General features: G+C 71.9%; 12 protein-coding genes. 2 read left to right on the top strand and 10 right to left on the bottom strand.

What is annotated here, in order from left to right; genetic code table 11:
- Positions 1-28 precede the first annotated feature (28 nt).
- On the bottom strand, positions 29-361 hold the full coding sequence (locus ASF52_RS08035) for an antibiotic biosynthesis monooxygenase family protein (RefSeq protein ID WP_056170323.1): 333 nt from the start codon (positions 359-361) through the stop codon (positions 29-31).
- Positions 362-761: 400 nt separating this feature from the next.
- On the opposite strand from ASF52_RS08035, the gene ASF52_RS08030 reads away from it, so the two are divergent.
- Positions 762-1,172 carry a helix-turn-helix domain-containing protein gene (locus tag ASF52_RS08030; protein WP_056170320.1) on the top strand — a complete coding sequence of 137 codons (411 nt, stop codon included), beginning with the start codon at positions 762-764 and terminating at the stop codon, positions 1,170-1,172.
- 31 nt (positions 1,173-1,203) lie between these two features.
- On the opposite strand, the gene ASF52_RS08025 is transcribed toward ASF52_RS08030, so the two are convergent.
- The 4 genes from ASF52_RS08025 to ASF52_RS08010 are packed head-to-tail and all read right to left on the bottom strand — an operon-like array spanning position 1,204 to position 4,926.
- Positions 1,204-2,514, bottom strand: coding sequence for a cobyrinate a,c-diamide synthase (locus tag ASF52_RS08025; protein WP_056170317.1), 1,311 nt, complete (start codon positions 2,512-2,514; stop codon positions 1,204-1,206).
- Complete coding sequence (gene cobM, locus ASF52_RS08020; RefSeq protein WP_056170314.1) at positions 2,511-3,308, bottom strand: precorrin-4 C(11)-methyltransferase; 798 nt, start codon at positions 3,306-3,308, stop codon at positions 2,511-2,513. The genes ASF52_RS08025 and cobM overlap by 4 nt, the downstream gene beginning before the upstream one ends.
- Complete coding sequence (locus ASF52_RS08015; RefSeq protein WP_056170311.1) at positions 3,305-3,721, bottom strand: cobalamin biosynthesis protein; 417 nt, start codon at positions 3,719-3,721, stop codon at positions 3,305-3,307. Before ASF52_RS08015 ends, cobM begins: the two co-directional genes overlap by 4 nt.
- Complete coding sequence (locus tag ASF52_RS08010; protein ID WP_056170307.1) at positions 3,700-4,926, bottom strand: bifunctional cobalt-precorrin-7 (C(5))-methyltransferase/cobalt-precorrin-6B (C(15))-methyltransferase; 1,227 nt, start codon at positions 4,924-4,926, stop codon at positions 3,700-3,702. The genes ASF52_RS08015 and ASF52_RS08010 overlap by 22 nt, the downstream gene beginning before the upstream one ends.
- A gap of 14 nt (positions 4,927-4,940) precedes the next feature.
- Here ASF52_RS08010 and ASF52_RS08005 point away from each other — a divergent pair, with 14 nt between their 5' ends.
- Positions 4,941-5,669 carry a cobalt-precorrin-6A reductase gene (locus tag ASF52_RS08005; RefSeq protein ID WP_056170305.1) on the top strand — a complete coding sequence of 243 codons (729 nt, stop codon included), beginning with the start codon at positions 4,941-4,943 and terminating at the stop codon, positions 5,667-5,669.
- A 42-nt stretch (positions 5,670-5,711) separates the two neighbouring features.
- On the opposite strand, the gene cobJ is transcribed toward ASF52_RS08005, so the two are convergent.
- Genes cobJ through cobN form a run of 5 tightly spaced genes read right to left on the bottom strand, consistent with a single transcriptional unit; the run spans position 5,712 to position 12,652 of the window.
- Complete coding sequence (gene cobJ / locus ASF52_RS08000) at positions 5,712-6,470, bottom strand: precorrin-3B C(17)-methyltransferase (RefSeq protein WP_056170302.1); 759 nt, start codon at positions 6,468-6,470, stop codon at positions 5,712-5,714.
- A complete protein-coding gene (locus ASF52_RS07995; RefSeq protein WP_056170299.1) occupies positions 6,467-7,261 on the bottom strand; it encodes a precorrin-2 C(20)-methyltransferase in 795 nt (264 codons plus the stop codon). Before ASF52_RS07995 ends, cobJ begins: the two co-directional genes overlap by 4 nt.
- On the bottom strand, positions 7,261-7,893 hold the full coding sequence (locus ASF52_RS07990) for a precorrin-8X methylmutase (RefSeq protein WP_056170295.1): 633 nt from the start codon (positions 7,891-7,893) through the stop codon (positions 7,261-7,263). Before ASF52_RS07990 ends, ASF52_RS07995 begins: the two co-directional genes overlap by 1 nt.
- Positions 7,890-9,137 carry a hypothetical protein gene (locus ASF52_RS07985; RefSeq protein WP_056170291.1) on the bottom strand — a complete coding sequence of 416 codons (1,248 nt, stop codon included), beginning with the start codon at positions 9,135-9,137 and terminating at the stop codon, positions 7,890-7,892. The genes ASF52_RS07990 and ASF52_RS07985 overlap by 4 nt, the downstream gene beginning before the upstream one ends.
- A complete protein-coding gene (gene cobN, locus ASF52_RS07980; protein WP_056170289.1) occupies positions 9,134-12,652 on the bottom strand; it encodes a cobaltochelatase subunit CobN in 3,519 nt (1,172 codons plus the stop codon). Before cobN ends, ASF52_RS07985 begins: the two co-directional genes overlap by 4 nt.
- Positions 12,653-12,659 lie beyond the last annotated feature (7 nt).

The raw sequence follows: 12,659 nt of genomic DNA, 5'->3' as shown, positions 1-12,659 counted from the left end.
GTCCCGTCGAAGAACCCTCGGGGGGATGTCAGGCCGGGGTGTTCGACGCGCCGCCCAAGGTCTGAATCGTCTCGAAGCCTTCGAATTGCGGATGACCGAGGTAGAGCGGCTTCGTCGTGGGCACCCGGCCATGCGCTTTGCGGAACTGCTCCGAGCGCGTCCACGATTCGAAATCGGATTTCGAGGCCCAGACCGTGTGTGATGCGTACAGCACGTGGTCCTCGTGCTCGGGACCGCGGAGCAGATGGAATTCCACGAAGCCCGGCATCTCGCCCAATTGGCTGTCCCGCCCGAGCCAAACCTGCTCGAAATCATCGGTGGAGTCCTTGACGACTTTGAAGCGATTCATAGCGATATACATGATAAGGTTCCGCGTTTCCCGATGAGGTTCGGGTTGACCGACATCCTAGCCCGGCCGATGCGACAACCGGAAGTACCACGCCATGACGTCCATCATCTTGCCGAGCCGGCCATGAAGGCGCCCTTCGTCCCAAGGGAACGCTTGCCTTTCGGGCCGGCTTTGTGGTCAAGCTACCGCCGCGATGGGGTTTCGGCCGAAATCGAGTAAAATGACTGTAAGCGCGAAGCGGGGACGGTGCGCTGAGCTTCTCCGTCGATCCACTAAAGCGCACGTTATCATGGATCGGACGCTCGAACTCAATCGAGGGTCGTACGACACAGTGCGTCACTCTTCCTTTCGATCAGTTTCCGTCGTTGGTCCAGGCGGCAGCGTCCATCTAACCTAAGGACTGAATCGAGATATGATGCCCAAGCAGACCACCGATGTTGATCGCCTCGTCGGGTTGCGGATCACCGCCCTCCGCAAGGCGCGCGGCTTGAGTCAAACCGCGCTCGGCACCGCCGTCGGCGTGACGTTCCAGCAAGTTCAGAAGTACGAGAAGGGCCAGAACCGCGTCGGTGCCGGGCGCCTGCGCGAGATCGCCCGACTCCTCGAAGTCCCGGTCTCGGCGTTCTTTGAGGATGACGATGCCGGCGGCACCCAGTCGGACGTCTTCGGCTTCCTGAGTGCCCAGGGCGCCATCGAACTGCTGCGTGCCTACGCGCTGATCGAGAACGACCAACTCCGCAAGGATGCTCTCTCCATCGTTCGGACGATCTCGAAGATGGGCAAGCAGGCTCCGGAGCCGGACGCCGTCGTCGAACAGGCTTGAGCCCTGGATCGGACGGCCCGGTTTCGGCGGGCTATCCGATCAGGTGGAAGAAGCTGCCCGTCACGCGCCCGTGTCGATGCCCGGCGAGGCCGCGGGCCACACCTTCCGCATCGGTGACGCTGGCCAGGGCCGCTTCCGCCTCGGGGGCCAGCGTGCGCTCGCTCGCATAATGGAATTCGTGGCCGACGAGGCGCGTGCCCGCGGCCCCGAGGGGACCGTCGGCGATGAGGGTCGCGACGCGGTAGCCGAGGTGCAACTTGCGCGTCCGGTAGGACGTCGCGACCGGGAGCAGGCCGGCCATGGGGTGGGTGACCCCGTCGGCATCCTCCAGGCTCTCCCCCAACACCATGTAGCCGCCGCACTCGCCGTGGATCGGCTTTTGCACAGCGAAGTCGCGCAGACCGCCGAGGAAGGTTAACGCGCCCGCGAGCTGGCCGGCGTGAAGCTCTGGATAGCCGCCCGGAAGCCACGCCGCATCGCAGGAGGTCGGAGGCGCCTCGTCGGCGAGCGGCGAGAACGGGACGAGCTCGGCCCCCTGCGCATGCCAGCCCGCCGCCATGTGCGGATACAGGAACGAGAACGCCGCGTCCGACGCCACGGCGATGCGCTGGCCCGGCGGGTTCGGCAGGGCGCCCGCGCGGGGCGGCGGCGCGGCGCCGCCCGCGGCGGCCAGGATCGCGTCGAGGTCGAGACCGGCTTCCGCCAGATCCGCCAGCCGGTCGAGGCGGACCTCCAGATCGTTGGTCTCGCGGGCCTGGACGAGGCCGAGATGGCGCTCGGGCAGGGTCAGGGTCGCGTCGCGCATGAGGGCGCCGAGGACCGGCAGGCCGACCCGCGCCAGCCCCGCCTCGACGAGGCGACGGTGACGGGGGCTCGCGACCTTGTTGAGGATCACCCCCGCGATGCGGATGCGCGGATCGTACAGCGAGCAGCCCAAAGCCACGGCCGCCGCCGATTGCGCGGCCCCCGATACGTCGAGGACGAGGAGCACGGGCCAGCCGTAGCGGGCGGCGATGTCGGCATTGGCCCCCGTGCGGCCGGCGCCGGCGACGATCCCGTCGAACAGCCCCATGGAGCCCTCGGCGACCACGAGGTCGGCGCCCGTGCCGGCGAGGCCCGCCACGGCGTCGAGCATGGGCTCGGGCATGGCGAAACTGTCGAGGTTGAAGCTCGGAAAGCCCGTGGCGGCGGCGTGGAACGCCGGATCGATGTAATCGGGGCCGCATTTGGCGCCGCGCACGGCGAGGCCGCGCCGGCTGAGCGCCCGCATCAGCGCGAGGGTCACGGTGGTCTTGCCGGAACTCGACCGGGGCGCGGCGACGAGGAGGCCGGGCACGCTCATGCGGTTTCTCCCGCCGCCGTGCCGGCCGCTCGCGTTCCCGCCTGCGGCCGGAAGCGCCGGTCGTACGCCGTCGAATAGAGGGCGCTCTCGCGGAACTCGGCCGGGTCGAGGGCCGGGCCGACGAGGATGAGGGCCGTGCGTTCGAAGCCCGCCTCCGCGACGGCGGCCGCGATGGTCGCCAGGGTTCCGGTCAGAACCCGCTCGTCGGGCCAGGTGGCGCGGAACACCACCGCGGTGGGACAGTCCGGCCCGTAGAACGGCGTCAGTTCGGCGACCACCCGATCGATGACGTGGATCGAGAGATGGAGGGCCAGGGTCGCGCCCGTCGCCGCGAAGGCCGCGAGGGTCTCGCGCTCCGGCATGGCGCTGGCCCGGCCCGACGTGCGGGTCAGGACGACGGATTGGGCCAGCCCCGGCACGGTGAGTTCGCGCCCGAGCAGGGCCGCCGCGGCGGCGAAGGACGGCACCCCCGGCGTCACCGTGTAGGGAATGCCGGCCTGGGTCAGGCGCCGGGTCTGTTCGGCCAGCGCGCTCCAGATCGAGAGGTCGCCCGAATGCAGGCGGGCGACGTCGTGCCCGGCCGCGTGGGCGGCGGCGCATTCGGCCACGATGGCGTCGAGGTCGAGGGGCGCGGTGTCGACGATGCGCGCGCCCGGCGGGCACCAGCCCAGGATCTCGGGTGCCACCAGGGACCCGGCATGGAGGCAGACGGGGCAGCGGGCGATGAGATCGCGGCCGCGCACGGTGATGAGGTCGGCGGCACCCGGGCCGGCGCCGATGAAATGGACGGTCATGGTGCCTGAGTGACGGATTCGCGGGCCAGCGCAAGGGCGCATGTCGCCCCGGCACTCGCGATGCGGGGCAGGATGAGGGTCGCGGCGGCGCCCGCCACCGCAAGGGCGGCGGCTTCCGCCACGGAGCCGACCCCGCGCGTCGCCGCGATGCGGGCGGACCGGGTGAGGACCCGGGCGTCCACGGCGATCATGGCGTCCGCCGCGACGGCGACCAGGGGAACTCCGAGGGCCCCGGCGACGGCCCGAATGGCGGGTGCATCCGCCCGGTCGGCCGGGGTGGCGAGGCACCCGAGGGGGGCGCTCTGGTTTGCCAGAGCCCGCCGGAGAAGCGTGAGGATCTCGTCCGCGGACGTCGCATGGCGAAAGCCGAGGCCCGCGACCAGCCGGTCGGTCACGGCTTCGTCCACGCCCATTGCGTCACCGGCATCGCGTGGCGCCAGCCGTGGAGGTGGCCCACCGGGTCGGCCTTGGCCACGACGAGACGTTTGAGGCTGCCGCCCTGCCGCGCGAAGGCGGCGAGCAGGACCGCCTCGCCCTCCAGGGTGACGACGTTGGAGACGAGGCGTCCGCCAGGGGCGAGGGCGTCCATCACCCGGTCGAGGAGGCCCGCGGCCGTGACGCCGCCGCCGATGAAGACCGCGTCGGGGCGCTCCAGCCCCACGAGGGCGGTGGGTGCCGCGCCTTCCACCACCACGAGGCCCGGGACGCCGAGGAGATCGGCGTTGCGCCGGATGCGGGCGGCGCGGGCCGGATTCGCCTCGACGGCGACGGCCCGCAGGCCCGGCCGGCGCAGCATCCACTCGATGGAGATGGAGCCCGCCCCCGCGCCGATGTCCCACAGGCACTGGCCCGCGCGGGGCCGCAGGGCCGCCAGGGTCACGGCGCGGATGTCGGACTTGGTGAGCTGTCCGTCATTCTCGAACCACGCGTCGTCGAGGCCGGGCGCCAGGGGCACCACCCGGGCGTCGGGACCCGCCGCCACCGCGATCGCCAGGGTGTTGAGGGGATCGATGTCGTGGAGGGCGAAGGCTTCGGCCGGTGCGCTGCGGCGGCGCTCGCGCGGGCCGCCCATGGCTTCGAGCACCGTGAGGGTCGAGGCGCCGAACCCCCGCTCCGTCAACAGGGCCGCCACCGCGGCCGGGGTCGAGCCGTCCCAGCTCAGAACGAGAAGGTGGGTGCCGGGCTGGAGGTGGGGCAGGAGATTGGGTAGTGCCCGCCCGTGCAGGGTGAGGCAGCCGGTCTCGGCCACCGCCCAACCCAAGCGGGCGCAGGCGAGGCTGAACGCGGAGGGCTGGGGGAACACCCGCATCTCGTCCGCCTGTACCAAGCGGGCGATCTCCGCGCCGATGCCGTAATGGAACGGGTCGCCTGTAGCGAGGATGCAGGTCGGTCGGCCGCGCCGCGCCAGGATACCCGGATAGGCATCCGTGATGGGACTCGGCCAGATCCGCGCCTCTGCGGCGAGCGGCCCGGCGAGATCGAAGTGCCGGCGTCCGCCATAGACGCATTCGGCTCCGTCGAGGGCGGCGGCGGCGGCGGGGCTCAGGCCGGCGCGGCCATCCTCGCCGATGCCCACCAGGGTGAGCCACGCCCGGCTCGACACGGGTTCAGCACTCATGGAGAAGGCGTCCCATGCTCAAGCGTCTCCTCATTCTCGGCGGTACCGGCGAAGCCAGCGCCCTGGTACGGATTCTGCCGCCGGGCGTCGAGGCCACCCTGTCGCTCGCCGGCCGCACCTCCGCGCCGAAAGCCGAGCCGGTGCCGATGCGGGTCGGCGGCTTCGGCGGGGCGGAGGGACTCGCGGCCTGGATTGCGGCCAACCGCATCACCCACGTGATCGACGCGACCCATCCGTTCGCCGCCCGCATGGGCGCCAACGCGGCCGAGGCCTGTACCCGCACCGGTACCCCGCTTCTGGCCATCCGCCGTCCGGCCTGGGATCCGGTGCAGGGGGATCGCTGGGAAGAGGTCGCCACGATGGAGGCTGCCGCGACGGCCCTCGGACCGGTGCCGCGCCGTGTCTTCCTCACGGTGGGACGACAGGAGATTGGCGCATTCGCGGGTGCGCCGCGTCACACCTACGTGGTGCGTGCCGTCGAATCCGTCAGCCTGGACGTCCCGCACCTCACGACGATCGCCGCGCGCGGGCCCTTCGCGGAGGCCGACGAGGCGGCCTTCCTGCGCGACCAGAACATCGAAATTCTGGTGAGCAAGAACTCCGGCGGCCCTGCGACCTACGGCAAGATCGCCGCCGCGCGGGATCTCGGGGTGCGGGTGATCATGGTGGCTCGGCCACCGAAACCCGACGTTCCAAGCGTCACCGACGTCAGCGGCGCCCTGGTATGGCTCGCGACACCATGACGGGTGCTGAGTCGTCTCCCCCGGGGAGGAGAATTCACCTCCTCAAGTCGGCACGCTGCGGGGGGTGTAGACGTAGGGCCGGAGCCCGTTCCCGCGCGGAATCAGGCGGGTGCCCGAGGCGCCGATGATCACCATGGTGGCCATGTCGGCGGTGGTCTCGCGGGCCTCGGCCAGGGTGAGGACGCGGATCGCCTCGTCGGGGCGCGAGACGGCGCGGGCGAAGATCACCGGGGTGTCGGGCGCGCGGATCTCGGCGGTCAGCGCCAGGGCGCGGCCGAGCTGCCAGGGCCGGGCCTTCGAGATCGGATTGTAGAGGCTCACCACGAAATCGGCCCGCAGCACCGCCTCGAGCCGGGCGGTGACGACCTCCCAGGGCTTCAAATTGTCGGACAGCGACAGGGCGCAGAAATCCCCGCCGAGCGGCGCGCCGAGGCGGGCGGCGGCGGCCAGCATGGCGGTGATGCCGGGTTCGACGGTGATGTCGAGCTGCGCCCAGGCCGGATCGCCGGCCTCGACCGCCTCGAAGATCGCCGCCGCCATGGCGAAGACGCCGGGGTCGCCACCGGAGACCACCGCCACGTGACGTCCGGCTGTGGCGAGCTCCAGGGCATGGCGGGCGCGGTCGACCTCGACGCGGTTGTCGGTGGCGTGCCGGGTCAGGCCCGGACGCTCGGGAACCCGTGCGACGTAGGGAATGTAGCCAATGAGGTCCTGCGCGCGGGCGAGCGCCGCTTCGGCCGACCGGGTGAGCAGGTCGGGGTCGCCCGGCCCGAGGCCGACCACCGTGACGGAGCCGGTCACGGCCGGCGGCCCTCGCCGGGCAGGAGCACCATGGAGAAGTAGGGCGCCACGTCGTCGGGCTTGTCGCGCAAGGCCACCACGCGCTCGCCCGTCATGGTGCCGCGTTCGACATAGACGGCGCGCTCGAGCACACCGGCTTCGGCCAGGGCGGCGCGCACCTTCGGCAAATGGCGGCCGAGCTTCATGATCACGGCGGCGTCGGTCTGCGCCAGCCGCGCGACGAGGGCGGCCTGCGGCAGGGTCGCAGGCAGAATCGTGAGCACGTCGTCGCCCCAAGTGATGGGGGTTCCGGCCCGGGTCCAGCACCCGGACATGCCGGTGACGCCCGGCACCACCTCCACGGGGAAGCGGTCCTTGAGGCGGCGCCACAGATGCATGAACGAGCCGTAGAAGAACGGGTCGCCTTCCGAGAGGATCGCCACGTCGCGCCCGGCGCCGAGGTGGTCGGCCAGTTGGCCCGCCGCGTCGTCGTAGAAACCCGCCAGGGCCGCGACGTAGTCGGGATGATCGGGGTGCAGCTCGGTGGTGTACGGGTAGGCGAGGGGGAACTCGCGCGCCGGGTCGGACGTCAGCACCGCGTCCGCGATGGTGCGGGCGTTGCCGCGCCGGCCCTTCTTGCAGAAATGCACGAGGACAGGCGCCGCCTGCAGCACCTTCATGGCCCGAACGGTGAGGTAGTCGGGTTCCCCAGGACCCATGCCGACGCCGAACAGCGTGCCGGTGAGCTTCGCCACGGGGCTCGCCACGTCTTCGAGAGGCGCGGTGGGGGGGAGGGGGGCGCCCGCCTCCATCATTCGATCTCCTGCGCCAGGGCGTTGATGGCGGCCGCCGTCATGGCGCTACCGCCGCGCCGGCCATGCACCACGATAAAGGGGACGCGCCCATCGCGGGCGAGGGCTTCCTTCGATTCGGCCGCGCCGACGAAACCCACGGGAATGCCGATGATCGCGGCCGGCGGGGCGACGCCCTCGTCGAGGAGTTCGAGGAGGCGAAACAGGGAGGTCGGGGCGTTGCCGACCGCCACGACGCTGCCCGGCAGGTGCTCGCGCCACAATTCCATGGCGGCGGCCGAGCGGGTCGTGCCCATGGCGGCGGCCAGTTCGGGCACGCGTGGATCGCTCAAGGTGCAGATCACCTGGTTGTTCGCGGGCAGGCGGGCGCGGGTGACGCCGTCGGCCACCATGCGGACATCGCAAAGGATCGGTGCGCCGGCCTTCAACGCGGCCTCGCCGCGACTCGCAAAGTCGTCCGACGCCTCCACGTCGCGGGGGAGGTCGGTCATGCCGCAGGCGTGGATCATCCGCACCACCACCCGCTCGGCGGTGCCGTGGAAGCGGGCGAGGTCCGCCTCGGCGCGGATCATCGCGAAGGAGCGGGCGTAGATCGCCTGCCCGTCGCGCAGGTAATCGAGGCGCGAACTCATGGTGTCGTGGTCCTGAAGGCTTGGGCGAGGGTTTGGCTCGGATCGGCACTCCTTACGCGGTCCAGCGCGGCCTCGAAAGTGAGTTGCATCGTCGGCTCGCCATCGGGACGGCCGTGAAGGACGATGCCGTAGCGACCGGACCGGCCCACGAGGGTGAGGGTGGCGGCTCCCGGATGGGCGCAGCCCTTGGCGCAGCCGGAGACGTGGGCATCGATGCTCGTGCCCTTGAGCGCCTCGGCGAGGCGGGCGGCGTCGATGAGTGTCGGCGTCGAGCCCGAGGCACAGGCCGGCGCTCCGGGGCAGGCCGCGACATGGCCGCGCGGATCGTCGGCTTCATGGATAAATCCGTCTCCGCCGAGGGCATGACGGGCACGATCGACGTCATCGCGGTCGCGGCCCACGAACACGAAGCCCCGGGTCGGGCTGAGCGCGAGGCCGGGCGATGCGAGCCGCTCGCTCCATGCGGCGAGGCGATCGAGGGCGTCGGCGGTGCAGCGTCCGAAGGCGGTCTCGACGGCAAGGGCGGTCCGGCCGTCTCCGAGATCGTGCAGTCCAGGCGCCAGGGATGAAATAGGGGAGGGGGCCGGCATCGCCGTGCCGGCGAGACGATTGCGGCGTGAGGTATCGAGGTCGCGCATGCGCCGGGCTCCGCTCCCGGCCAGCACAATCAGGCTCTCGGACACGTGCGCGAGTGCCCGCGCCGTTGTCACCGGCGCGAACCAGATCGGTCCGTCCGGTCCTGCGAGAGACCAGGCGATGCCGTCCGGCGCGACCATTCGGAGCTGGATGTCCGCATCCGCCCGACCGAGGCCGGAGGCGCCCGTTTCCTCGATGGCCACCAGGGCCTTCGGCGGCAGGCCGGGAATCGCGCGGCCGATGGCTTCCACGGCCTCGGCCAAATCGGAGAGTCCGAACAGCGGCGCGGTCAGGGTCAGGCGCTGCGGGCCGCCATCGGCACGGATATCCCCCAGGCCTACGGCCGTGAGGTGAGGGGCGAGCGTGCCTTGCGTCTCGGGCGTGACGCCCCGGATCTGAAGGTTGGCTCGTGCGGTGACGTCGATATGGCCGTTGCCGAAGCGGCGTGCGCCCTCGGCCACGGCCCGCGCCTGGGCGGCGGTGAGGTGCCCGAGCGGCGGGTGGACCCGCGCCAGGAGCCCGTCGCCCGTCTGCATCGGGCGGGCGAGGCTCGGGCACCAGCCGCGCCGGCTCGCGGCCTCGGGCAGAACGCGGCGGGCGACGTTCACTCGGCCGCCTCCGGCAAGCGTTCGTCGGCCGCAATCGCCTCCGGCATCAGCTCGTCGGCCGCCATGGCGTTGCGCCGCGTCGTCCACAGACCCCGGCGGCGGGCCTCGTCGAATCGCTCCAGGATGGCGCGGGCGGCCTCGGGGTTCGCAGCGCGCAGGGCATCGAAGGTGTCGAAGTCGGCGATCATCGCGCCGTAGAGCCGGTCGAGATCGGCATTCGACACGGCGTCCGTGGTGGCGGCGAGGACGAAGACCGCGTCGATTCCCTGCGCCAGTTCCTGGGCGCCGCGATAGCCGTGACGCAGCTGCGCCGCGATCCAGCGCGGATGGGCGAGTTTTCCGCGGATCAGCCGGGCCGCGTCCTCGCGGGCCGTCCGGGCCTTCGGGGCATCCGGGGTCGCGACATCGAGGCTGTAGAGGGTCGGCTGGCCCCCTGTGAGAGCGGCTGCGGCGGCGAACCCACCCATGGCCTCGACGGCGGCGTCGCCGTCGAGCAGGTCGCGCTCGGCGATGTCGAAGGCATGGACGTAGGCATCGGCCTGGGCGACGCGGGCGGCGAAGCCTGCATCGGCCACGTCCGATGCCCCCCCATAGGCATGCGAGGTGGCGTCGAGGTAGGCGCGGCCGAGATCCGCGCGCTCCTCCCAGGCCCCGTCGAGGGCGAGCTCGCCGGCGCCGGCGCCGTAGCGGCCCGGTGCCGCGCCGTAGACGCGGGGCGTCGCCTCGCCCCGGCGGCGCGCGGCCGCGAGGGGGTTCTCCGCGTCCTCCTCGTGACGCGCCGCGACGGAATCGGCTGCGCGGGCGAGGAGCGCGAGGGTATCCGGGAAGGTGTCGCGGAACGCCCCCGAGACCCGCACCGTCACGTCGATGCGCGGCCGGTCGAGGAGCGCCAGGGGCAAGACCTCGAAACCGGTGACACGGGTGGAGGCGTGGTCCCAGACCGGGCGTACGCCCATGAGGGCCAATGCATGAGCCACGTCCTCGCCGCCGGTCCGGAGCGTCGGCGACGCCCACAGATCCATGACGATGCGGGCGGGATACTCGCCCTCGTCCTGAAGGTAGCGGCGGACCACGGCATCGGCGGCCTTGGCGCCCAGGGTCGTGGCGGCCCGCGTCGGCAGGCTGCGCGGGTCGAGGGTGGTGAGGTTGCGCCCCGTCGGCATCACGTCGGTACGGCCGCGCGAGGGCGAGCCGGCGGGACCGGGGGCGACGAAGCGACCGTCGAGGGCGGCGAGCAGTCCGTCGCGCTCGGCCGCTGCGCAGGCGGCCACGGCTTCGGAGGCCTGAGGCGCCGCCCGGCCGAAGACATGGAGCCCGTCGCGGGTGGTCACCTCGCCGAGATCGCACAGATGGGCGTCCAGCGCCGCCAGGGCATCCGGCATGGGGGTGCCGGTATCGATGCCCGCCGAGGCCAGCAGTCCGGCCGACTCCGCCTCGTCCAGGATGGTGCGGGCGATGATCGCAGCGCGGCGCGGATCGAGGATGCTCGCCGCCGAGTACTCTTCCACGAGTTCGCGCAGGTGTGCCGATTCCGGGTCGAGACCCGGGCATTCGGTCTGCGGCGTGAGATGGCCGAGCGCCACGCCGCCGAGGCGGCGCTTGAGGGGGGCGGCTTCGCCGGGATCGTCGACGATGAACGGGTACACCACCGGCAGGGACCCGATCGCGCGGGCGGGCCAGCAATTCGGCGACAGGGCCACGGCCTTGCCCGGCAGCCACTCGGTGGTGCCGTGGGTTCCGAGATGGATCAGGGCGTCGAAGTTCTCGCGCAGGCCGAGATGGAAGGCGAGGTAGGCGTGGGTCGGCACCGCATCGGGGTCGTGATAGCCGGCCTTGCGGTCGGCGGCACGGCCACGATCGGGCTGGAGGAACAGGGCGACGCGGCCGTTCGGATCGCGAACACGCTTTCCACCTCCAACCTCATCCTGAGGTGCCGCGTGAGCAGACTCGCAGGAGGGTTCCAGGCATCGCAGGTCCAACTGGACCCCTCCTTCGAGGGCTCCGCTCCGCTCCGCCACCTCAGGATGAGGGTGTGGGTGGGAGGTCGGGCACACCATCGAAAAATGGAAGGCGCCGTCGACGATAAGGGGATCGGCTTCTGGCTCCCCCCAAGACGCGATCAGCGCGGCCCGATCGGCCTCCGGCAACCCCGCGAACCACGCCCGATACGCGTCGAGGGACACCGAAAAATCGCGTGGCCCGTGCGTGAGCGCGCGCATCACCGCGTCGGCTTGCGGCAGGGCGCCGGCGGCGTAGCCCGCCGCCGCGAGGTCCTCCACCATAGCTCGCGCGCTCTCGGGGGTGTCGAGGCCGACGGCGAAGCCGGCCCGGCCGCCGCGCGCCGGGTAGTCCGACAGCACCACGGCGAGCCGCCGTTCCACCCGGGGCAGGCGGGCGAGACGCACCCAGGCCGCCGCCCGGTCGGCGAGCGCCGCGATTCCCGTCGCGTAGGGACGTGCGCGGCGCTCGGAGAAGCCGTCGATTTCGGGACCGTCCTCCTTGAACGAGATCGGGAAGCCCGAGAGCCGGCCGTCGAATTCCGGCAGGGCCACCTGCATGGCGAGGTCGGCCGCCGACATCCCCCGGGCCGAGGCGTCCCACGCGGCGTGGGCCGCGCCGAGGGTGTAGGCCTGGATCACCGGGCAATCGGCGCCGTCCAGGACGAAGCCCGCATCCTCGCGGGCCGAGAAGGCGGTCGCGGCCACGACGAGGTCGGGCTTTCGCGCCGCGATGGTGTCGCGCAACGCCGCCAGGGCCGCGGGGTCCTTGAGGCTCGAGACGGCGACCACCAGCACCTGCAGGCCGCGGGCCCGGAGTGCATCGCCCAAGGCCGCCAGGGGCGCGGCATCCCCCGACAGGATCGCCGAGCGGTAGACGACGAGGAGCGCCAGGGGCACCGTGCCCGCCTGCAAGGGCCGGCCGGCGGCTAGAGCCCGATCGCGGTCGATGGGGCCGCAGCCGGGGCAGCAGACGAAGCCGCGCGGCAGGGCCTGCGGCTCCTCCACGGTGCCGGGAAATCCGATCTCGGCCGCGATCCGCCCGAGCATCCGGCGCAGGTTGTCGGCGCCGCCCGCCCGGAAATAGGCGTCGAGGACGGGTGCGAGGTCGGGCGCCGTCGAGAAGGCATCCAGGCGATCGTCGGGCCGGTCGTCGCCCGGCAGGACGATGAGGCGAACGCCGTTCGCCCGTGCGGCGGCAGCGGCACGCTCGATGCCGTAACGCCAGTAATCGAGCCCGCCGAGGCATCGGATCACGACGCATTTCGACCGCGCGATAACCCCGTCGACGTAGAGGTCCACCGACATGGGGTGACGGAGCTTCGCGAGTTTCGCCAGACGCAGGGTCGGGGCCGGACCCTCGCCGGCTTGCGGAAATGCCGCTGCGAACGCGCCCGCGACGCCGAACAGGTCGGAATCCGTGAACGACAGGAACACGATGTCGCCCGGCGCCTGACCGAGATCGATGGCGGCTTCGCCCTCGTCGAGGGAAACCGTATCGACGCGGATCAGATGCATGGCGGGA

Origin of the sequence: Methylobacterium sp. Leaf112 (genome assembly GCF_001423295.1) — a bacterium.
GTDB lineage: Bacteria > Pseudomonadota > Alphaproteobacteria > Rhizobiales > Beijerinckiaceae > Methylobacterium.
The sequence above is the reverse complement of the archived record's forward strand: the minus strand, read 5'-3'. Positions and strand labels throughout refer to the sequence as shown.